This is a genomic window from Bradyrhizobium sp. UFLA06-24, assembly GCF_054967145.1.
Genome location: NZ_JADFUE010000056.1, coordinates 16,753 through 39,527 on the forward strand (window position 1 = coordinate 16,753; position 22,775 = coordinate 39,527).

13 protein-coding genes and 5 pseudogenes are annotated in these 22,775 nt (G+C 57.7%); 7 read left to right on the forward strand and 11 right to left on the reverse strand.

The features are described 5' to 3' along the window. Positions 1-398 precede the first annotated feature (398 nt). Positions 399-1,541, reverse strand: coding sequence for an ABC transporter substrate-binding protein (locus tag IF809_RS30350; RefSeq protein WP_441258705.1), 1,143 nt, complete (start codon positions 1,539-1,541; stop codon positions 399-401). 781 nt (positions 1,542-2,322) lie between these two features. Between IF809_RS30350 and IF809_RS30355 the strand changes: the two genes are divergently transcribed. Next, positions 2,323-3,153, forward strand: a complete 831-nt coding sequence (locus tag IF809_RS30355) for an amidohydrolase family protein (protein ID WP_441258704.1) — start codon at positions 2,323-2,325, stop codon at positions 3,151-3,153. 203 nt (positions 3,154-3,356) lie between these two features. On the opposite strand, the pseudogene IF809_RS30360 reads toward IF809_RS30355, so the two are convergent. The 3 genes and pseudogenes from IF809_RS30360 to IF809_RS30370 form a co-directional block, all read right to left on the reverse strand. Continuing rightward, positions 3,357-4,059, reverse strand: a pseudogene (locus IF809_RS30360) (transposase); the annotation flags it as partial. A gap of 927 nt (positions 4,060-4,986) precedes the next feature. Continuing rightward, positions 4,987-6,399, reverse strand: coding sequence for an amidase (locus tag IF809_RS30365; protein WP_441258703.1), 1,413 nt, complete (start codon positions 6,397-6,399; stop codon positions 4,987-4,989). Positions 6,400-6,589: 190 nt separating this feature from the next. Further along, positions 6,590-6,688: pseudogene (locus IF809_RS30370) on the reverse strand (PaaI family thioesterase); the annotation flags it as partial. Positions 6,689-8,607: 1,919 nt separating this feature from the next. Between IF809_RS30370 and IF809_RS30375 the strand changes: the two are divergent. After that, positions 8,608-8,952 carry a site-specific integrase gene (locus IF809_RS30375; protein ID WP_462839367.1) on the forward strand — a complete coding sequence of 115 codons (345 nt, stop codon included), beginning with the start codon at positions 8,608-8,610 and terminating at the stop codon, positions 8,950-8,952. Positions 8,953-9,236: 284 nt separating this feature from the next. Here the strand turns inward: IF809_RS30375 and IF809_RS30380 are convergent, their stop codons facing one another. The 3 genes from IF809_RS30380 to IF809_RS30390 all read right to left on the reverse strand — a co-directional run bounded on the left by IF809_RS30380 (position 9,237) and on the right by IF809_RS30390 (position 10,842). Continuing rightward, positions 9,237-9,488, reverse strand: coding sequence for a hypothetical protein (locus tag IF809_RS30380; protein WP_441258701.1), 252 nt, complete (start codon positions 9,486-9,488; stop codon positions 9,237-9,239). A 484-nt stretch (positions 9,489-9,972) separates the two neighbouring features. After that, positions 9,973-10,491, reverse strand: coding sequence for a hypothetical protein (locus IF809_RS30385; protein WP_462839364.1), 519 nt, complete (start codon positions 10,489-10,491; stop codon positions 9,973-9,975). 72 nt (positions 10,492-10,563) lie between these two features. Then, positions 10,564-10,842, reverse strand: coding sequence for an IS4/Tn5 family transposase DNA-binding protein (locus IF809_RS30390; RefSeq protein ID WP_441258699.1), 279 nt, complete (start codon positions 10,840-10,842; stop codon positions 10,564-10,566). Positions 10,843-11,097: 255 nt separating this feature from the next. Here IF809_RS30390 and IF809_RS30395 point away from each other — a divergent pair. Continuing rightward, a pseudogene (locus IF809_RS30395) lies at positions 11,098-12,356 on the forward strand (ISL3 family transposase); the annotation flags it as partial. 36 nt (positions 12,357-12,392) lie between these two features. On the opposite strand, the gene IF809_RS30400 reads toward IF809_RS30395, so the two are convergent. From IF809_RS30400 to IF809_RS30410, 3 genes and pseudogenes are all read right to left on the reverse strand, one after another. After that, entirely contained in the window at positions 12,393-13,031 is a 639-nt protein-coding gene (locus tag IF809_RS30400; RefSeq protein WP_441258698.1) for a hypothetical protein, read from the reverse strand. A 1,248-nt stretch (positions 13,032-14,279) separates the two neighbouring features. Next, the gene (locus tag IF809_RS30405) at positions 14,280-16,154 is read right to left on the reverse strand and encodes an MBL fold metallo-hydrolase (RefSeq protein ID WP_441258697.1); all 1,875 of its coding nucleotides are present in this window, start codon (positions 16,152-16,154) and stop codon (positions 14,280-14,282) included. A gap of 1,059 nt (positions 16,155-17,213) precedes the next feature. Further along, positions 17,214-18,092: pseudogene (locus IF809_RS30410) on the reverse strand (IS110 family RNA-guided transposase); the annotation flags it as partial. Between the two features lie 179 nt (positions 18,093-18,271). Between IF809_RS30410 and IF809_RS30415 the strand changes: the two are divergent. Next, positions 18,272-18,433, forward strand: a pseudogene (locus IF809_RS30415) (IS3 family transposase); the annotation flags it as partial. A gap of 169 nt (positions 18,434-18,602) precedes the next feature. On the opposite strand, the gene IF809_RS30420 reads toward IF809_RS30415, so the two are convergent. Further along, positions 18,603-19,354 (reverse strand): IS5 family transposase gene (locus IF809_RS30420; protein ID WP_462839365.1). Its coding sequence is split into 2 segments (ribosomal slippage): positions 18,603-19,024 and positions 19,024-19,354, totalling 753 coding nucleotides; the frame shifts between segments, so codons are not numbered across the junction. Between the two features lie 676 nt (positions 19,355-20,030). Between IF809_RS30420 and IF809_RS30425 the strand changes: the two genes are divergently transcribed. From IF809_RS30425 to IF809_RS30435, 3 genes are all read left to right on the forward strand, one after another. Continuing rightward, the gene (locus IF809_RS30425; protein ID WP_441258696.1) at positions 20,031-20,990 is read left to right on the forward strand and encodes an SGNH/GDSL hydrolase family protein; all 960 of its coding nucleotides are present in this window, start codon (positions 20,031-20,033) and stop codon (positions 20,988-20,990) included. A 19-nt stretch (positions 20,991-21,009) separates the two neighbouring features. Further along, positions 21,010-22,407 carry an MBOAT family O-acyltransferase gene (locus IF809_RS30430; protein WP_441258695.1) on the forward strand — a complete coding sequence of 466 codons (1,398 nt, stop codon included), beginning with the start codon at positions 21,010-21,012 and terminating at the stop codon, positions 22,405-22,407. 116 nt (positions 22,408-22,523) lie between these two features. Beyond that, positions 22,524-22,775, forward strand: a 252-nt coding sequence (locus tag IF809_RS30435; RefSeq protein WP_462839366.1) for a transposase, incomplete at its 3' end; no start/stop codon positions are given.

Consider the following 22,775-nt stretch of genomic DNA (forward strand, 5'->3'; position numbering starts at 1 on the left):
ACAAGCGGAGTTGCTCTGAATGCTCGCTCCTCATTGTGGGCTCAAGACCGAACGCCGCGCTTGAGGTTTGGCGTCAAATGGCAGAAGCGCGTCGTGATTGCACCCGGCCCAGCGGAGTGGACGTTTCGCACATCGCAGCGCGCGAGGAGCAGCATCGCGGTCGGCGGCCGATCATTTGGGCGAGCAACAGCAGGCGTCGACTGTTTTGGCCTTCTCGGCAATGACCTAGATCAGTCCCGTGACTCAGGTAAGTATTAAGAAATGATCGACACGCTGAAACGGGCGATAACGCACGCCGGGGTTAGGCGCGAACTCACTTGTTCCAACAGGTGAGGGGTCATCGAATGCTTCTTGACGCAGCCCACAAAGACACCGCCCAACGTTGATTAGTGCTGATCTTATAGTGCCCGCCAAGCGAGAAAGCGCTCCTGGATGTAATCGGAATTAGTCTTGCCGACCGAGTGCATCGCCGCGAGCCAAGCGGAGTCCTCGATGACGGCTTTCGAAGCGTTCTCCGGATTTATGCTAAGCTGCGGAATCAGGTGAGGGGGTAGATACTTAAGCTGATGTGTATTCGGCGCTGAGTAGCCGGTGCCCTGAGTAACGCCGGCGGCAATCTGAGCGCGGTTCATAAAGGCGATCAGCTTTTGGGCATTCATTGTGTTCCGTGAGCCCCTCAGAATAACAGCAACTGTGCTGCCCGCCAGGTGGGCTCCGTCCCAGACCATTTTGAGCGGCGCGCCCTGATTGATTGCGCTGAGTACACGGCCGTCCAACACGCTGGTCATCGCGTATTCTCCGTTGACCAACAGTTGAGGGGGTTCGCCGCCCGCCAACCACCACTTCGCTATATGCGGTTTGATCTGGTTGAGCTTCTCGAATGCGCGGTCCAGCTTGTCATCGGTCAGCGGCCAGATCTCATTCCGCGCAACACCGGCGGCCAGGAGTGCAAACACTACCGCGCGCCAAGGGTTAATAACACTCAGCCCCCGTGGTCCCGGAAACTTCTTGACGTCCCAAAAATCCGCCCAGCTGTTCGGACCACCTTTCGGGAACGCGCGCTCATCATAAGCTAGCAGCGTCGCCGTCGAGTAAAGTATAACTCCACTTTCGAGACGAGCGCTCGGGGGCACGCCTTCCAGCGGCTCTTGGTCCCAGAGGCTATAATCAATCGGCACGAACATGCCAGCAGCATGCATATTTTGATAGCTCACTACCGACACCCCCGCGATGTCCCAATCAATTTTGCCAGCACGGGACATCGCCATTATCTGCGGGTCGGCATTATCAGAAACAACGTCGACGACATTTATTCCCGTAGACTTCGTAAAGGGGTCATGGACGTATCGCCGAAAGCCTTCGGTGTACGAGCCGCCGAACGTCTGAACGACGACTTCGCCGCTGCCGGCGAGCTTTTCCTTCGTCCACGCGGAGCTTGGCTTCGCGACGAAAGGCACGGCTAGTGAACACGCGGTCGCTTGCAATATTGATCGCCGGTTAGTGCCACGCTGTGAATGGTCAGCGGATTTCTGTTTGCTCATATATCCCCCAACTGAAGCGGAGCGGCATTGTTCGCAAACCGGGTCACCGCATTGTCGCCGTTAACGCACCTCTTAGCGTCAACCAGGCTGCGCTTCCTCACAAAGGAACTATATTTTGCGACGCGCCGGATTCGCGGCTAAAACACGCCACAAGAGCGAATAAAACGTGTGAAACCGTTCCATATGCGCAGGATATCTGCAGACGTAGCGTCCCGGCAAGTCGTTCGTAATCTGGCGCGACTCCAGGAAGCTCTGGGATAACGAGGCGACGTGGGATTAAACTGATCGCTGTTGTTCTAGTCATCCTAGATTCGCATAGTTCACCGCGGCAACACAAATTGCACCGTGACGAGAATGCCGCAGGTCCCGAGCGGCGCCATTTGGTTGCGCATCCAACGCGGAAGCCTCGACCAAGTAGCGATCGCTACAAAATACAAAACCCCAAGCTGCTCACGCGCTGGCAACGGGAATGATCCAACCAGCCTGCGGCCTAGCCGGATGCGTACGACACAGCAGGCTCAACCGGTCTTCCAAGGGAGTGCCTGAGCAAGGCTGAGCGCCGTAGAAGATATCGTCAAAGGGCGGTCCAAGCGCAAACACTGACATTGGTGCACAAATGTCGACCATACGATCCGATAATTGGCGCTATCCCTGCTATTTTGCCGAGAAACGACATGCGAACTCGCTAAAGTTCCAGCTAATCAAAAATGTTATCGGCCCTGATATTGCAGGCTGGACATAAATGCGGCTTGATCAAGCCTATCATCGAAGTAGGTGAATCATGCAGAAGATCGATGCGCACCATCACTACTGGCGAGTCGACCGCGGCGACTATTACTGGATGGGGCCGCGTTGCGCGCCGCTTGTGCGCGATGCGTTACCGGCCGATCTCAAGCCGCATCTCGAAGCCGCCGGCATTGCTCGCACAGTCCTGGTGCAGGCTGCGGTAACGGTCGCCGAAACCCAATTTATGCTCGACCTTGCCGACGAGCATTCCAGCGTCGCGGCGGTCGTCGGCTGGGTCGATCTCGATGCCGACGATGTGGAAGCGACGCTGCGTAGGCTGGCAGCGCGGCCGAAATTCCGCGGCATCCGCCCCGTGCTGCAGGACATCGACGACACATTCGATATCCTAAAGGCAACGCAGCTCGCGGCTTTGAAGCTTCTACCGAAACTCAACTTGCGTTTTGACGCACTGATCCAGCCGCGCCATCTGCCAGTCGTTGCGGCGCTGGCCGACCACATTCCGGACCTGCTGATCGTCATCGACCACGGCGCAAAACCATTCATCGCCAAGGGCATAATGGAACCATGGTCGAGCGACATGGAAGCACTTGCAAAGCGGCCATCTGTTGCGTGCAAGTTCTCAGGCTTGGCCACTGAGGCGGGACCCAACTGGTCGGTTGCGTCGCTGAGGCCCTATGCCGACCATCTTCTCGCCTGCTTCGGCCCGGAGCGTCTGATGTTCGGCAGCGACTGGCCGGTCTGTGAGCTTGCGGCCACCTATGAGAATTGGCTGGCCGCAGCGAAGGAGCTTTTGTCGGGCCTCTCCCCTTCCGAGCTCGATGCAGTCTTCGGCGGCAATGCTGCTCGATTCTACAGCATCGATTAGAGTGACTCGGAGATTGTTACGGTCTTTGGCCGGAATGGCGCAAAGAAACCTCTAGCAGGCTGTTGAAGAAGTAGCCATGGGCGGGCAATAAGAGGAATGTCGTCGCTGCCTTCGAGGCATATCTCATTCCAAGCGAGCCATCGGCGCGCTTTCTGCCATGTCGTGATCGGGCGTTTCCACGACACGCCGTTTGCCTCGTACGCTCATAGCTGCACCGCCAGCAGCTTGGGCAGGCGAATCAGATTGTGGCCGCAAGCGCCAGCGTAAAGACAGCGTCCACGCGCCCGCAGCTTTACCTTGATTAGCCGGCGGAACTCTTGATCAGCGCGAAGACCTCCTCAATCCGCTCGCGGCAGCGTTGGCTGACATCGTAGGCGGCATGGCGGGTGGCGCGAGCGTCGACCGCGTCTTGCACGGGCCTGCCCTGCTGAGGTGTCCGTCGATCGCGACATGCGGCGTCACCGATCGTTCTCTCAACTCGTGGGCGAACTGGGTAACGTCATAAGCCTTGCCCGCGCCGAGCGTGATGCGCCACCTCCTGCGATGGCGAGTATTAATCAACGCGAGTGCCGTCTCTCGTTCGGCAGTGCCGGTGGCCTGGCTCACGATGCCGCCGACCGCGAGGCCATGGAGATTCTCCATCAGAGCATGCCTCATGTGGCAGAGTTTGGCCGGCTGCCCGTCGCCCTTCTTGTACAACCGAGCCTCCGGGTCGGTCGTACTTTGATGCGTCTCGTTTGAACACTTCTCTTTGTGGAAGCTGCGCTTAGCGTTGCGTCCCGGACCTTCACTGTCGTTGTCGCCTCGATCCTTCCTGCGGAAGCTCTTGATCGAAGACCACGCCTCGATCAGCCTGCCGTCCACCGGGAAGTGAACACTCGACAACAGCCGCTTCACTTTCGACTGCGCCAGGACCGCGATCCAGATCGCCTGTCCGATCCCCGCATCCCCGCCTCCCGATTCAATCATCGAGAGAATTACGTCCCATTCCATCCCGCTAGAGAGTTCTGCAACAGGCTGCTAGAGCGGCTCAGCGACTTTATCAAAAAGCTCGACAGCTAAAGTCGAGGTGGGCACCGGAAGTGCGACTCGGCGAACTGGATCGGTTGGTCCTCGACCATCACGCTGGCGGCGACGGTCACGAGGACAATCCCGCCTGTCGTCTCGAGATTGGCAGCGTCACTAGTCGACAGCACCGCCGATTAACGTGAGCTAACCGTTAATGCCGAAGCGCTTGAGCGAGGCGGTGATCGAGCCCGTTTCCGCCACGGCGGTCTCGATGCCGGCGAAACGTTTGGCGTCGAACCAGGTTGTCGCGCGTGACACCAGATGCCGTCGGACTCGCGGCCAGTCTCCACACGAAATCACGGTCGATGCCCTGATAACGGCCAGCGCCTGGGCGATGCGCCGACTCGGTCGATGATGAAAGCAAGACAATGTGTCATTCCGATTAACTGTCCTTTAGCCCCGTCGATATGCACGTGCGCGCTCGATACGACAAGACATGCGCTTGCGCGCGCCGCGACCCTGCTCGGCTTTCAGCTCGCTTTCAAAATGGCGCAATGGCACTGCGCAGCGTGCGCCGGTTGACGCCCTAGCGCTCGGCTAGCATAACCTCAGGCGATGGGGGCACATTCTCGACGAAATCGCTGGACGCCCCCCCTGCAGGATCTAGCCGCGATCGACGGCTGATGCCATGAGAAAAGAGTGGTGTCGCAAGCGCCCCCTTTTTGCATGTTGCGATCACGACGCTTTCGATATCAATTCTGGTGCCACCTGGCAGCAGGTCGATGCCTGGCGGTACCGTGCGTCGCTGCGCCGCTCCTCTTTCGATTAGTTGAATTTCGCGAATAGGTCCGGATGTCGACAGTGCCAATCGGTGATCTGCTGGAATGCATGACCCGCGCGAAGTAGCATCGCTTCCGAAAGATGCGGCCCGACAAGCTGGAAACCGATCGGTACGCCGTTGCGGTCGATTCCGCCTTGAAGCGTCAGTGTTGGGTTGTGGCTCATGGTAAATGGGGCTGTGTAGCCGAGCAGCACCTTTATGTCGGTGCGGGCCAACTCGTCCAACTCCGATACTGGAGGTGTTATCCTGGCAAACACGGGAACAATGAGCAGATCGACGTCCTCGAATACCCCCGCTAGCTGGCCGCTATAGGTCATCCGGTCCTGCGCGGCCTTACCATACGCCAGCCCGCTCATGCTGCGAGCCACTTCGAGCGACATTCTTAGCTTGGGGCCGTACTCCGCCGCGCGGCTCGGGTAGGTCGCATCGTGCGCGATTGCCATCTCGACCATGCACAGGTTCATAAGGGATTCCACTAAGGTCTCGCTCTTAGGCATTTCAACCGGCAGAATGCGAGCCCCGAGATCGCGGAAGGCGGCGACGGCTGCTACCATGACCTGCGCGACATCTGGATCTAGCGTATCAAACACGAAACGCTCGTCCAGCCCGACACGCAATCCGTTGATGCTGCCGCCGAGCTCGGCGAGAAAGTTCGGCACTGGTGCACGTAGGGTAGCTGGGTCGTGGGGATCCGCTCCGGATATCGCCGTCATGATTGCCGCCGCGTCGGCCACTGTGCGCGTCATTGGCCCGATATGATCGAGCGAATCAGCTAGTGCGAAGGTGCCGTGCCGGCTCACCCTGCCCCAGGTCGGCTGGAGTCCCGTCAGGCCGCATGCCGCGGAAGGCAACCTTATGGAACCGCCCGCATCCGATCCCACGGAGGCGAAACATAGACCGGCGGCGCTCGCCACACCGCATCCGCTCGAGGACGCCCCCGTCCAGATCGATGTGTTCCAGGGATTAACTGGCGTCGGCATGTCCTGATGATGGCCGCCGAATGCACCTTCTGTCATGCTAAGCTTGCCTAGGATCACTGCACCGGCACGCTCAAGTCGATCGACAACGGTGGAATTGTAGGACGGCGTAAAGGAGCGATGAAGGACCATTCCGCCCGATGTCGGCGCGAAGGTAGTGAAGAAGGAGTCCTTGACCGCCACCGGAACACCGTGAAGTGGCCCACGCCACATTCCGCGCGTCAGTTCGCCTTCCAGCAGGCACGCCCTCGCCAGAGCATGATCGGCTGTAACCGTAATGTAGCTTTTTAAGCCTACGTCTAGAGCGGCAATGCGATCGAGCATTGCGCGGGTGACCGCGGTTGACGAAATCTCGCCGTACCTGATCTTGCACGAAAGGTCCGTTAGGCTGAGGTAGTGCATACCAAAAAAATCGCTCATTGAGGAAATCCCATGTTCTGTCGGCGGCTGAGCGGCCATGCACAACTTTCAAAGAAAACGCGGGAACTATATTTTTGCTGTGACGCCACCTTACGTTGCCGCCGCCTAATGGTGCCGGAGAAGGTGAAGACCGTCTGCTCGCCGCCTTAAATTGACCGCGCACGAAGATGACGGAACTGCCGGCGCGGGTGACTTCGCCTGTACCCACGATCAGTTCGCCTTCGCGGGCGACATCGATGAACTCGCAGGCCAAATTAGTCGTCACGCCGGGCCCTGCAGTACGGGGCACGCGATGACGAACAGACAAACGCTGCAAATGTCATCAAACAGCCCCCCACGGACGATTCCAACATCACGAAGGTGCTTTTTTCTCGGCCCAGAAAGTGCAGCGCGCACTGCCGTCCGGCTCCTCGCGAAACCAAAGGGGCCCGGTATGAGTCTCGAAACCATCATCGTAGTAGTTTATCCACTGGTACTTGGGGTTCACGGTCGCCACTTTTCCAGTATCCAAGCATTTGGAGTTTTCGACGGAATTGCGCCCTAAGAGTCGCAGCAAACCCTTGTCGGAACTTGGACTCGCGCCGACTACCGCCACTGATTTCGGCTGGAAAAGAGCTGACAGCTGGCTGCGGGGGCCGCCTGCAGTTCGTTCACGCCGGCGCAATCTCCACTTTCGTCAGACCAAAGACTAACGTGTGTTCAACGCCCAAAAACAGCGAAGTCCGGGGCGCAATCGAAGAAATGCTTCAAAATAGTAGGCGGTGATTGAGATAGCCGAAAAAATTGTGCCCCCCGTAACGCCGATGCGCGTAGCAGCGAACGTCGAAGAATATGGCGATGTCTAAGGGGCAGCATTAACCAGCATTACAAGGGCACGTTTAGCTAACCGGCGTTTGACCTGCTGCCGAGCCTCGCCTCAGAATTTGACGGTTCACATCTGCACTTCTGCGCCGGATTTCCGACTGTTCTTTTTTGCATTCGGAACGACATGCGGATGGTCGGGCTCTCGCCGCGTGAACCGCGCGAGAACGCGCTCGAACACCGGTTCATGTTGAGGTGACGACGAACGCCTGTGAGCGTAAACTTCGGCGAGCTTGTGGATCGCGTATGGTCCATTGCGCGTAGCTAAAAATTGCCAATAGCCGGCTCGCGGACCTGGAGCTGAAGCTTCGAGCGCACCCTAAACTCTGTCGGCGAATTGTACGAGTGGCGTCGAGAGATCCGTTAGCCCGCTCGCGCTTATGATGGTCGTAGCGTCCACGTTCGAGGTCAACATACAAACAACCGACCGCTGGGATAGGTGATGCCGCGGCCTGGCTCCGACCCGCGTCCCGCCATAGATGCCCGAAAATATGAAGCGAGCAAGATGTCGCAACGGACGCTTGCGCGCCAGAGTCTTCAAACCCTGCCGCTTTCGCAGTTTGCGATAACACTGGCAAGTCCAGATTAGCTTAGCCGCATCGCTGCGAGTTAACCGCTCGTCACGCGGTTCGCCCTTCTCCGGTCGCGAGATCTTGAGAATTCTCTGATAACCTTCGGCAGCATGCTGGGTAATCGCCGCACGGAGATCCTCAAGGTCGCGGCGCCCGCCCGTTTTGCGGCGCTCCTTGGTGAAGGAGCGACCCGCTTCCCCATTGACTTCGCCAAGTATTTTGGCGGCCCACTATTCGTTCAAATGCGCTTCTTGAACTTGCGGATGCCGGGAATCGCATCCTCGTTTTCGCCATCGACCTTAAAGCGATCAACGCTTCATCGACAGGACGGCCGCAATCGGAATATCATCGGCGTGCCGTACTCGCCGCTTCGGCTGTCTGGCGCTGGTAGTGGACCCTCGCTCTTCGGGCACCCCGTTAGCGCGGAGATTGGAGTCGGCAGCGAGTTCACCAGCACTGCCATCCTGACTGCATTCCCATTAGCGGGGGCCGATCGTCGCAAGTCGCGAGCTGCTCGGCGACAAGTAGCAACTCTTGATCAATTTGGCGTTTGTTCCATGAGTGCCAACGATCGGCTTTGTCCCAAACCTCACCAACCTCGTTATACTTCTTGCGTGTGTGAGCCAAATAATCAGGCCCAGTGCGCATAATTCCGAGTTATATGCTCTCCCGCGGCACCTTGTGAGGGTGCTTACCATTAATGAATCTGAGCCAATCCCAAGCCTGCTTGTACTGCGATAGAAACTGGCTGCGTTTGCGGATTGGAGTGGTCGTGATGCTGATCAGCTCAGCGGTTGCGGAGTACTTGCGGTATTGTGCGATTGAACGGCAACTGTCCCCGCACAGCCTGCAGGCCTGCGCTGTGGATCTGAACGATTTCCATCGATTCTTGGGTGTCGATCGTTCGGTTGAATCGATAATTGGGGCGGATCTTGGAGCTTATCTTCGATCTGTTGGCGCGGAGGAAGCTTTCGATCTCAACTGCGCGTGGACCCTTCGCTTGCCTACGCACATTCTTTCGTCGAACGGCCGCCTTGGAACCTGCTGCGGATCCCTTCCGTGGGTGGCGACTAGAGCTTCCGCAACAAAAGCGGTTGCCGCATTGACTAAAGCGTTCTGAGGCTCGAAATGTGTTGTCGGGCCTGGCAAGCGCCGGAAGAGCGTCACGGTCCGTTTCGATCGCGGTGCGCCTGATGATCGCGACCGGAATAAGGGTAGGTGAGCTCTGCAAGATACTTATTGCCGATGTGACTGCCGAGGGGACGCGCGTCAGGATTCGCGGTAAGGGAGCAAGGGATCGAGAGGTGTCCATTTCGATCATTTCGATCGTGGTCGAGTAGCTCGGCCATTTGGCTTTGCCCTCACAGATCCGGGCGGGCGGCTTTCCCGTACCGGTAACCCGCGTCATATCCGCGCCTGCGCCCCTGTGCGAGTGATGCGTGGAGTTGGCAGGCGGAAGCGTGCCGTCAGGGTTTCGAACTCGGGCCGGCCCATGCGCCGACTTTTCTGGCTGCGCCATCTCAGACAACGCAGCCAGGTTCGACGCACTTCGAAGCCGTTGAGCGCTAGATAATTGTGCGGCCTGCCATAGTAGCCATAGTGCCCGCGCAGCACGGCGGCGAACCGCTCGTGCTGCTTGGCCAGTGGCGCGTGCATGGCATCCGTCGGTGAAGCTTTCAATTACCCACATTTCCAGCCGCGCGATTTCGGCGCCAAGTTCGATATCTGTGAGTCTTGAGTGGCCGCGCCAGATGACAACATTTCCAGGCGGCGGATCGCCCGCCCTGGCCAGGTAGCCACCCAATCGTGCAAGCTTGGTGAGATAAAATGCAAGGGTTCCAGGGCGACATCGTCGATGGCTGGCGCCGCTGATGAGTCGATCGAGCAATGCGATCTTGGTATTCGTCAATGCGAGCTTCGGCGGCGCGTCCGGGGCGATGCGATTGAGCATGGTGAGCCAGAGGACGCGCCAGCTGAGGAATGCAGAAGACCGCCATTAGATTGGCAGGTCGCTCCGCGGTCCGGAGTTTTGAGTCTTCCGCCTTGCAGCCCGATTTCAGGATCTTGTGGAATACCTCGATCTTTCACCGTATGGCGTACCAGTTGATCTTCTCGATTGCTTCGGAGCGACTGCGGACGGCTAGGTCCGTGATGAGCTTCCACTCAATTGGTTTACGGCCATTTGGCGTACCGCGCTCGTGGCGTGGATTATCGTCAGGTCGGGGGCCGGATAGCGTTTCTGCTTCCCGATGGGAGGTAAGACCACGATCCGCTTGAACTTGATTTCCAGCGCGGCCTTCGTCGCCTCTCCCTTGTCGTTGCGCACGTCGATGTAATGCAAGCCTTTGACGCTGGTCTCTTCCATCTCGGTTGCGATCGTATGACCGCCATCGCCTGCCAGCCGATCGACGCAGGCGCGGACAAGGAAGTGGGCGCCAAGCTCTTGCGTCAGGCAATATAATTCGTAGATGTCGCTTTCGCGGTCGCCGATATGAATGCAACGCGCCGGCTGTCCGAGCCGCTCGATCGACTGCCTGAGATTGTCGAGCCAGCGAACGCTTTCCTTCTTCTCAATCGGAACGCGGGTCGGGTTGATCTTCTTCTTGAGCTGCGCCGTGCCTTTGAACTTCTTCCGTGTCCAGAACTTCACCGCGGCCAATCCCAGCGGTAGACCTTCGACAGTCACGGCGAGACTGGAATGCATCAGCATTCCGCAGACCGTGTGATGGCGTCAACGGCCGTCCTTGTCCCGGCCGCTGTTGACACTCTTGGTCAGGCCATTAGCGCTCGTGCTCGCGCGCTGGTAGGAGAATTCCGTAGTGTCCTGAATAAGGAGGATCGGGCCTCTACAATCATCGTAACGCGCGCGGGTGGCGGCGAAGTGACCACTGAGGATGTCGGCTTCCTCCACGCGATCGTTGGCGAAGAAGCGGTAGGCCGCTTTCGTGTTCGCCCAGTCCTGGCACGCGAGCGGTATGCTCCCGCCCATGCCGTCACCAATTTGCTTCAACAGCTCGCGAGACCGAGACGGGCATCCTTGAACGCTGTCTTGTCGATCTCGCGCTCCGTCCAATGTTCGACGGCACTTTCATCACCATCATCCGGGCCGGCCGACCAACGACACGTCGTTCCGCTTGAACACATCAAGGCACCTCGCCGTCGCGATTCAGGTGCCCGACAACGAATCACAAGCGATTCATCCGATTAAAGATTTTTCGATTAGGACTATCGAAATCGAATCAAGCATTTGTGGGTGATTAAAAGCTTCGCCGAAGGGGTACTGCCGCCATCGGCTCGACGCACGGCAAGGCTGGACTCCATCGTCCATCACCTCGGTCTAGCGCTTGGCGGTAGACCGGCAGCAGGCTTTGCAAAGCGGCTGATGCTGCCGGTGAACAAAGATACGCTTCTTCGCATAGTTCGGCGCTGTAGCCGTTCCCCCGCTGACCCGCTCAGGGTTATCGGCATTGATGACTGGGCCTGGCGGCGCAATCACCGATACGCCAGCATCATCTGCAACCTGGAAAGGCGCCGGGTGGTCACCCTGCTGCCGGATCGTGAATCAGCGACCGCCCACCTGGCTCTCTGCACATCCCACGATCGCGATTGTCGCCCGTGATCGTGGTGGAGGATATGGCGAAGCCACGGCAAAAGCGCTGCCGCACGCGGTACAGGTCGCCGATCGTTGGCATCTGATAGAGAACGCCAATCGGGCCTTTCTCGATGCCGTGCGCAAATCGATGCGCCAGATACGCACCGTCATCGGTGCGACCACGATCGATCCGAAGCTGCTCACGGCCGCCGAGCGCCTCCAGAGGGCTATGTGCGCCGCGAGGAGACCAACGCGGCTATCCTGGCTCTGTCGAAGAACGGCATACCTATCAAGCAGATCGTGCGTCAGACCGGCCATGGCAGGAAGCTGGTGCGACAGGTGATCCGCGGCGAACGTCACGACGTCTTCCGAACCCGGCAAAGTTCATTGGATTTGCACTTGCCATGGCTCGGCGATCAATGGGCGTCCAGCTGCCGCAAATGGAGCTGAGCTTTTGCGCCGCTTAACAGCGCGTGGTTTTCGAGGCTCGCTCCGCGTCATCAGCGAGTGGGCGACCCGCAGGCGAAGAGCCGAAAAGACCGACGCGGAAACCCTTCAGCGGATCCCGTCGGCCAGGACGATCGCGCGTCTCATGACAATCGGGCGGACTTGCTTACGAAAGCGGAGACTGTCACGGTCGCGGCGATCGAATCTGGCGTAACAACGCTGGTCGAGGCGCGCGAGACCATCGCTGAATTCCACTCGATGGTCCGGCGCGAGGTTGAGGCGGGACTTACCCATGGATCGAGCGAGCCCGCGCCAGTCTCGCAGCTTCTTTCGCCAATGGCGTCGCTAAGGATGAGGCGGCAGTGCGGGCGGCGATCACTTCGCCCTGGTCCAACGGGCAGACTGAAGGTCAGATTACGCGCCTCAAGCTCGTTAGACGTCAAATGTACGGTCGCGGGAAAATCGATCTGCTTCAAGCCGACTAATCGGCGCAGAATAATCGGAGCTGGACCAAAATTGCGTCAGAGCCCGATTTGGACCCTGACTTCGACCTTGGCTTTGTCGCGCGGCCGATACGGCCGTGCCGGCACGATGGCGGTGCGGTAATGGTGGGCGAGATCGGCATAGGTCCGGTTGACCATCGGCTCGTGAAAGCAGGCCCGGGTGATGCCGGCCTTCAGATTATCGCTTACTGTCTGCCGGGCCGTGCCGCCGAAAAATAAAAAGGCCCGGACGTGCGAGGCGATCCAGTCCGGCAGGCTCTGTGTGAGGCTGGCCTCGGCGTAGGTGTAGTTCGATGCGCCGAGCACGGCGACGAGATCTGCACGCAACGCACCCGCCGCTGAGCCCGTCAACCACCTCCATGGTGTGGCCGGAATAGTCGACGGACAGCTTCTCGCCGGCGACATGAAGCTGGCGCTGGGTTGGCTTGAACGGCCGGCCCATTCCCTGTAGCGTTCGCAGAACCACGAATAGCTGAAGCTGTGGGAGTTTGCGTCGCAACACTCCTCCCACAACAGCATCAGCGTGACGTTCGGGCGCAGCAGCTCGCGATGCACAAGCGCCCAATCCGGATGCGGGCGCTCTTCGCTGGGCCGATCGGAAGGCGGTGGAAACAGGCGGTTCTCGAGCCGGACGTGGTCATCCAGCTCCGGCGCCAAAGGCCAGGCTGGCGCGGCGGGCTCGGATCACGTACTTGCTGACCGTGCCCTAGGCAGATCGAGGCTGCAGGCAACGGCACGTTGCGACATGCCGAGGCTATAGTGCAGGCGTAGAACTTCGCGAATGTGGACAGTCTCTCTGTCGGCATCTCGATCCTCTGCGGTTTGGGCAAAAGACCAAGCTACCCGGTTGCAGACTGTCAGCGGTGTGCGCTTCCCCGTTGTCCCCGATCACGATCGGTTGGAAATGGTGATCACGATGCTCTGGAATGGGTGATCACGATGGCCTGGAACACGCATTATGCGGATGATTCGATATTCTCCGAGTACAGCTAGGGACTCCGATCTGGCACGGTTGGCGCACCAGGTCGTAGCCCAGTCACAGCGCTACATCGCCCGAGAGCTACAACGTAGTGGTCGATCTTGATCCGGTAACGTTTTTCGACCGAGTCAAAGGTGCCATCTTGATGTCGCGCGTCGCCACACGGGTGATCGACACCTGGTGGAAGACGGGATCTCTCAGCGTGGTCCGCTCTGCCTTCCTCGGTAATATCGAGCTCGATGATCTCGACAAGGAGTTGGCGCGATGTGGCCATCGGTTATCTCGCTATGCGGGCGTCTATGTTCGCAATCATCGCTCCCGCGAGCGGTCCGTGGCCTCGATCACTAGCTTACTGACCGACAAGCTCCGGCTTAAGGTTGATGAGCCGAGAGTGCGGCGGCATGACCGGACGGGCGCAACTTCCAGGAGCATAGGGAAGGGAGCCAATGAAGCGCTGCGCCGAAAGCGCTCGCTAAGTTCAAAGAGCCGAGTTAGGGACATTACATGCCCTCGCGAGGCATCAATCTGGAGAAGATTATCAAATATCTCTCACCTTGCTTCATCGGACGGGGGCCTTTGGCTTCCGTCAGACTCCTCGCGTTAACTCGCCGACCTGGAATCCTGGGCTCGCCGGAGAGTGCGACCAGTGTCAGAACGGGTACAAGCGATTCATGAAGCTTCGCCCCGTCGGCATCGCGAAGTTCGCCGCATCGGCTGCAGCCGGTTCGCTGACGGGCTCTGGCGAATGTCCGGGCACGCGGTGGTCGAACACGCCCTGCGCAGCCACGGTCTCCCTCGAATATTGGTTCCTGGCCAGCTTAACTCAGTCGGACTGCGGTGGTAGGGAACCCTATGCCAGATGGTGCGGGAGGGGAAGCGTCGCGAGACGCCCCCCAATCCCGATCAATCCTGCTTGTAAACGAGTTTCAATCTAACGAGGTTGAGACGAGGGCTTCACAGACAGGTCCGTGCGATACACCATCGATCAGAATTTCGGCGGTGATGAGCCTTCGTCGTGGATCGACCTGAGATGGTGCAGACGCCTGAAGGATTATGTCGCCCTGCTCCCACGGCTGAAGTCTGATGCTTTCCGCCTCTCCACGCGAGGCCCAACCAAATGGCGGCAGGAGGCGAGCGCTGTAGACAGCCGTGCGCTCCAAGTTGTTGCGAATCCTGACCGTGTACGTGACCTCGCTGTTCGGGCGGGCCTCCGAAAGATACGGCAGCATTCGTACCCAGAATAGATCGACGAAATGGTTTGCGGGTTCACCTACTATTTCGCGGAAAGCTGCCTCCTTACGTTCGATATAGTCGGTGTACTCGGCGATCCTCAACTGATCCATGGCAATCAGCTCTCCATGGCCGGGGCATACGAGATCAGGCTTCGTCGCCCGTATCACAGTCGCGCAGCGGCGATGCATCTCCAACTGAAAGCTGTTGCGCATCACGCTAGCCTGAATGGCAATCTCGCGGTCAATCCCTCCCGCCGCAGGATTGAAGAGAAACAGATTGTCCCCCCCAAAGACGATCCGCTTGCCATCGATGTTGCCGCAGACAATCGCGTGGTATTCGGTTTGACCTGGGGCGTAATGCACCTCAAAGTTGAATCCCCTCCAGTGAAAGGCCTCACCATCACGCAGAATCCGTTGCACTTCGATCGGTTTGTGGAAGCAGCAGGGCGTACTTGCCCACGCAGCGGGATTGGCAATGACTTCGGCAACACAATCGAGAGCCCAGCATTGCGTGCCAAAATGCCGTTGGAGGAACGGTATTCCGCAGACATGGTCGTCATGAATGTGCGTGGGAACGACGAGTTCGATCTCCCGCACTCCATAGTCATCGCGCAGCTGATCGATGTGATGTTGGACGAAACGCAGGGCCTGTATGCCATCGTGATCGGCGGCGCAATGAAGATGTCCCAAAGAGGCCATCCCATAGTCAATCAGCATCGCGTGGCCGCTTCCGCTCAGCACGATGTAGAAATTTGAGCAGGTATATGGTCCGGCCCACAGCAGATGGTCCGTAATCCGCTGCAGCCTGCTCTCACGGATAGTCTGCGCATCCTTAAAACCGCTGTTGCGACCCGACGTAAAAAGCCTGCCTAAATTAGCGAGCGTCTCGAGCCTCGACTCAAGCCTTTCAATATCCGCCTTCAGATCGCTGATCGGCGCCCCATGCGACGGATATGCAGTCGTGACGTCCTCCTTCTTCAAGGCAACGATCGATTGCATTGTAAATTCAATGCCAAGAAGATCGCCGTAGTTATACTCCATTGCATGAAGCTGATAGAGCTTTCCGCCGCTTGTCATCAGATCGCCGGTAAAAGCAACGTTCCTACCGTCCACTTTTGCGATCAGGCTGACCATGCCGTATGTATGCCCCTTTGCCGGCAGGACGTGGAATTGGTACTCCTTCCAGACGAAAGTGCCGTAGTCTTCGAGAACAGTGTCAACCGCAAGATTGTCCCCTAGCGCGAAAAACGTGCTGCTGTCGTTGCAGTTGTCATAGATGCGCCGGGCTTGCCAATGAGCCTCAGCATTGTCGAACAGGTGGCGCTCGTATTCTGGCACGGCAATTTTTGCCCCGGCCTTCTGAACAATAGGCGTTCCCCAGCACTGATCCCTATGGTGATGGGTATGTAGAACCCATGCGACACGTTCAACACCAATATCAGAAAGATGCCGCATAATTGCGCCAGATCCTGTATCAATCAGCAGACACTCCGTGCCACTTTTCAGAACGTAAACGTTACAAGTATCCCGAAATTCCCAAAAATTTTCGGAGTGCTGGATGAGGGACATTGCATTTCCTTTCCTTTGGGCCCCTACGAGGCGGTCCTCTGGACCAATTTTCACCGGATGCTTGCGCACCGTCTCGCGCGAAGCACCGCCCGTTGTTTTGTTCGCAATCGAGAAGGATAGAGAAACTTGGCTCAATCATCCACCACTGGGTCGCCTAACCCTCGAGCATGAACGCGACCGGGACCTCAACCGCGATCGCCGCCCGCCGGAGATAAAGATGACCTTCAGGTGTTCGCGATAGTCGGCGTCCGAGAAGAAGCAGCAAGGTGGCGTACACAGCAACAGCCAAGCCGATCCAAGCGCAGTTTTTTCGGTCGTAAACTCATGCTTTATTTTTCCCCAAACGCAGAATCTCCTAGAGCGCCCGCCCGTTTCCTGAATCCCAGGGCCCGTCGGGCAGAGGTCCCGAGCACTCGTCCAGCGCCTCTCGATCGGTGTGGTGCTTATCATTGCAGGCTGTTCGAGCGGTCTGCCCCGGCTGCCGTGCAGTTTATAAATGTAGAGCGAGCCGATGCTGAAAGGCCGCGTAAATCGGCTCGTGATTGGAGGAATCCTGCAAAGATGCAAGCCTTCCAGGCCGCGGAGACGGCTTTGTCGAAGCAGTGAGGAATGATGGTACCGATTGCTGTGGTCGCGCAAAGCAGAACCGAAACCGAAACCGCCATCGCTCGAAGATATCAGCAAAAAGGGGACACCACTCAGCGCCCCCTGTACCTTTTCATGCGGTCTTTGGGATGGACGCCGCGGGTCTCGCGCGAAGCGAAGCGCAGCGGAACGTAGCGTGACCCGCGGGCGACGGCCCGAATTGGCGTAGCCTTCCGGAACTGAGCCGATTCGTCGGGAGCGACCAATCGCCCCCTGTGCCCCCCAACACCTGGGGTGACGCATGCCCCGTTGGATTGGCCGTGATCGATGCCCCGTGGGGAGTTCGCGCCAGACCAGTGCTGTTTTCTCCGAGCACCAGTACAGGGATCGGCAAAGGTCGCGGTGGCTCGCTTTGGCGAGATCCCGGCTCGTGGCCATTCGTCAAGAACCAGGTCCGCAGTCTCATCAAAGAACGAAGCAGGATCGCGCGCTATGCACTAAAAGCTTTCTCACATAACGGTTGCCGCGTTTGCTGACGCCAAGCAACGTCTGTTTTCCGCCGGTCGAGTATTGCCTGGGCACTAAGTCCCAGCCGGGCAGCAAGGTCGCGGGCCTTGCGAAACTGCAGCCTATCGCCGATCGCGGCAAGTACAGCGGTCGCACCCAATGCGCCAATACCAGGGATTGTCATCAGCCGGCGTGTGACGTCCTCTCGATCGGCGACCGCTTCGATCTCCTGCGTCACTTCGCGGATCCGTTCTTCGAGGCGGCGGAGATCAGCGAAGAGATCGCCCACCAGGCGACGCATCACTGGTGACAAATCGCCTCCTTCGTCATTCAAAGCGCGCGGCAACTCGAGTTTGAATATTCCGGCACCCTGACGCAAAGGTACGCCGTACTCGAAGCAGAAAGCCCCCATCTGATTGATCAGGCGTGTCCTCGAGCCGACCATCTGCTCACGGATTCGATGCAGCGATTGAAGATCGACTTGGTCCTCCTCCTTCACGGCGACGAAGCGCATTGTCGGTCGCGTCGCGGCCTCAGCGATCGCCTCGGCGTCGATGATATCGTTTTGTTTGACTTCACGTAGGGCTTTACGAATTGCGCGGGGATCAGTCGCACCTTGTGACCTAGTGCCTTTATCTTCCGGGCGAGCCACTGTGAACCGGCGCAGGATTCCGTGCCAACTATGCTTGGTTGTGCGCGAGCAAAGAACTGAAGAAGGGTCTCCCGTCGAAAGCGAATTTTCTGAACAGGCGTGCCGTCGCAGCTCAGGCCAACGACGTGGAACAGGTTCTTGCCGATGTCGATTCCATAGACAGCCGCAGGTCGCGGCAAACTGTGATGGGCCATGATACTCTCCTCTTTTGATGTGACCTTCCTATGATGAGGAGGAGGACGGGGCGGACCCTCCCATTCATGGTGACGCCCGCGGCGCGACGCCAGCATCTCCAAATGGAAGGCGAAGTCCGGCGTATGGAGGTATCGGAGCCCAAGCGGCTGAAGGCGCTGGAGAATGAAAACACGCGGGGCGGTGGCCATGGCGAAGCTTCGAAGCCGTCGAGTTCGCGCTCCTGGAATGGATGGACTGGTTCAACAACCGGAGGCTCCTGGAGCCCACCGGCAACATTCCGCCGACCGAAGCCGAGGAAGGCTACTACGCAAGGCTGGAACAACCAGCCATGGCGGCATAACTTAAACCAAATGGCCTCCGGCAAACCCGGGGCGGCTCAGCCGTAGCTGTTACGACCTCCCCGACAAGCAGTATTCAGGCCTTCAGCGGCTGCACTCTCTTATCAAGGATACCATCATTGAGAGAGCGCTGAATGTTGAATGCTGATACGTTCTAGGGTCTGTTTGGATTCATCTTGAATTTATCACGGCGGCGGAGAGATTGATCATTGCTTCGAAGCTGAGGTCAGTTTTGTCGGCTCGCATGGCGATCCGCTTGAATTCCTTGAGCTTGCAGAAGAAGTTTTCGATCAGGTGTCGCCATTTGTATATTTCCGCGTCGAGGGCGTGAGGTTTTGCGCGCCGCGGGTGCTGAGCGATGACGATCTTGGCGCCGCGTGCGTCGAGGTCGGCGATGATGGCGTTGCTGTCGAACGCCTTGTCTGCAATCAGCGCATCGAAGGTCAGTCCTTCGATCAGCGGCGGGACGCCGACCGTATCAAAGCGCTGTCCTGGCAGCAGCACAAAACGCACGAGATTGCCGAGCGCGTCGGTAAGTGCCAGGATTTTGGTGGTCATTCCGCCTTTCGAGCGGCCGATGGCCTGGTTTTGCGTCCCCCTTTTGCGCCCTGTCCGTGGCGGTGAACCTTGACGATGGTGGCATCGACCATGACGTACTCCATGTCGGGCTCGTCCGAGACCGCATCGAACAAACGCTTCCAGACGCCCGCCTTCGCCCAGTCGCGAAAGCGCGTGTACACGGTTATCCAGTTGCCGAAAGCACGCGGCAGATCGCGCCACGGACTGCCCGTGCGGGCAATCCACAGCACGGCTTCGACAAAAAGCCGGTTGTTATTGCCGCTCCGGCCGGGATCGCCCGGTTTGCCAAGACAAAGCGGCTCCATCTTCGCCCATCGGGCGTCAGTCAAAACGAATCGGTCCATCCCAAGCTTGAATTACAACCAAGCCAGCATGAGAATCCTGAATCCAAACAGACCCTAGCACCCTCCCAAATATTCCTACCAGAGGAGGTAGTGTTTAGATCCATTGTTAGTGCTGTAATCATCACCTTAGTAGGTCGCCGTATGGGCTAGGCTCAGCTCATCACGAAAGGTGCAGCAATGACAAACGCATTTACTCCGTTGCAAGTATCACGCTTCCTTCAAGTATCTTATGACGCCGCAGCCCAGAAAGGCATCGAGCTTTCGGTAGGACTCGATTTCATAATAAGCGTGTCCCTAGCACACGGGTCACTCCAACAAAGGAACCGACATATCCAACCCTCCGGCCAAATCGCTCGCCAGTTAAATCAAGCGAGGGATATTGGATCATGGGGCGTTGAAAAGGATAACGACGTCGCGCTCTTGGGGACTGCTCGACTGCTTGATCTTTCGCACAGCAAATTTGCTTAACGTCTTGTTCAACCGGGGCCTTGCGCGACCGGCCGGGGGTTCATCTGTTTGGCCGAAGCACACCGCCTCGCTCATCTCTCGACCGATGTATGACCGCCATCGCGGCGGTAGCAAAACGGTACGGCGTTGCCCTCATTTCGCGAACTTTTCGACGACGCCATAGATATCCTGCCTCCGAAGCCTGCTACTCTTAAACGGTCCCGACTGAATGCGTAAACAATTTCTGTTCTCGGCGCTATTGTTTGTGTTTTCGTTGGCGGCATCGGTGCTTGCGGCGGAAGGAATTTTGCGCGTCAAGAACAGCTCGATGAAGAACTACGATATCGAGATGTGGCGATACGCACGGGAGCTGAAGGCACCAAGCCCGCAAACCGAGCTTGGTCACGATCACATCAAGAATGCCTCTGCGATTCTGCAGTCGGTTGAGATCCGGATAAACGAATGGAAGTTGCGCGGGGGCCCCGTCTTGCCCCGAAATCAGGTGAGCCGCCGTATCTTGTTTCTCGGTGGCTCGATCACGCTGGGCTGGGGGGTGCCTGAAAACAAAACGATTACCTCCCTCGTCGATGCCGCGCTGCACGAGAAGGGCGAAAGTGTCGACGTGCTGAACGGCGGCGTCGGCAACTACAACACTGAAAGATATGTGCAGCGCTTTTTCTACGAACTAGAAGGGTTGGAACCGACGGACATCGTCGTGCAGTACTTCCTTCGCGATGCTGAGAAGCTCGACCCAACTTCGGGCAATTGGTTCATAAGACATAGCGAGCTGGCGGTAACAATTTGGATCGCCGTCAACAGACTTCTGAACAAGTCTGGAGAACGCTCCCTCGTTGAACACTATCAAGATCTCTACCGCGATGATCAGCCAGGCTTCATCGAAATGAAGAGGCAACTTCGTCAACTGGCCGAGTATGCTGACAAAACGAATATTCGCCTATACATGGCCATGACGCCGGACGTTCACAATCTAAAAGACTACCCGTTTGGATTCATTCACGACAAGATGCGGTCAATTGCGAAATCGAACGGATACAAATTCGTCGATTTGTTGCCCGCGCTTGGAAAGCTTTCTCCAGAACAAATCTGGGCTATGCCGGGAGACCCGCATCCCAACGCGGGAGGTCACAAATTAATGGCAGAAGGCATTCTTCCCGTTCTCGATCAATAGCCGGAAGCGGCGAAACGCAATGCTTTTTTCCGATCCGGTCTTTTTCCTCTTCTTCGCTCTCTATTTCAGCGCTCACCTCCTGACGCCGCCGCAGTGTCGACTTTACCTTTTGATCTTTGGAAGCACCGTATTCTACGCTTGGTGGAAACCCGAGTACGCTTGGCTTCCTTATCTGCTAAGTACCATTGCGTGGGGCGGTGCGCTCTGGATCGAGCAAGCCAAAGCTCCTGGCGTTCAAGAATGGCGACTCGTCGTGGTCCTGGCCGTCCTGTTCACGCCGCTGGTGGTCTTTAAATATGCGCACTTCCTGATTTACGACGTCGCCGGGGCATTCGTGGCGGCACGACCACGCTTTTCCAGTGACGAACTTCGCTTTGCGCTTCCGCTTGGCATCTCCTTTGTCACGTTCACGCTCACGGCCTATGTGGTCAACGTGTATCGCGGACAATTCCCGACCGAGAGGCGGCTCGCTGCAATTCTCGGCTACGTGTTGTTCTTTCCTCACCTGATCGCCGGCCCTATCCTGCGACCGCACGAACTTCTTCCTCAACTGTCGAAAGCAACAAAAGCGCTCGATGCCCGCTTTACTCTTGGCGCTTCTTTATTCGTCCTTGGGCTTTCCAAGAAACTGATCTTTGCGGATGCGATTGCGCCATATGTCGATCTTGCTTACGCGCCCGGCGCTCACAGCGCGTATGATTATCTGCTCGCGATCTATGGTTTTGCGATGCAGATTTATTGCGATTTCAGTGGATATAGCGATATGGCCGTTGGTCTCGCGTATCTCTTGCGCATTCGTCTACCCCGCAATTTCCAGTCCCCCTATACGTCAAAATCGATCATCGAGTTCTGGCGCCGGTGGCACATCACATTGTCGCACTGGTTGCGCGACTATCTTTATATAGCTCTCGGGGGCAACCAACAGGGTGTTGCTCGTCAACTCGCCAATCTGATGATCACCATGCTCATCGGCGGGCTCTGGCACGGCGCCAACTGGACGTTCATTATCTGGGGCGGCCTGCATGGTATCGGCATCAGTCTCAATCATTTGTTCAATCGCGTTTGGCCGAACGCCAAGTTGCCAGCCTGGCTAGGGATCATCATCACCTTTCACTTCGTCACGATCGCGTGGATCTATTTTCGGGCTCCGAATCTCACGTCGGCACATGAAGTTCTCGCTGGACCGTTCACCAGTTCATCAACCGGCTTCTGGGCGTTTCTTTCGGAGCACGCCTACCCGCTCGTACTTCTCCTGGTATTTCTTGCGGCACATCGAGTTGATGACCACTCCAGAGTTCGACTGGCTGTCAGAAGAACCCAGAAACCTGTCGTCTGGGCAATTCTGTTGACGGTCTCGGGCCTCGCGATCGCGGTGAGCCAAGGCAGTTCAGCCAAGTTTATCTATTTCGACTTCTGAACTCGAGAACTGGATTTCCGTTGATCTGAGGTGATCTGAGGCCGGCAAACTGGACCATTTTTGGCTAGAACCTATCTCAAAATTGAAGATCAGCGTCGATCGGCTATAAAGGAAAGATGATTCGGCTGACGGACGAGCAATGGGAGCGCATCCGGAAACACTTTCCGGAAGAGCACATTGCCGACGGCCGGCCGGGCCGGAAGCCGATTGCGACACGTCAGGTTCTCGAAGCCGCTCTTTGGATTTTGAACACGGGCGCGCAGTGGCACATGCTGCCGCAGTGCTATCCGAACTATAAGACCGTACACCGTCGCTTTCAGAACTGGTGTCGCAATGAAGTGTTGCGGCGCGTTCTGACCGATATAGCC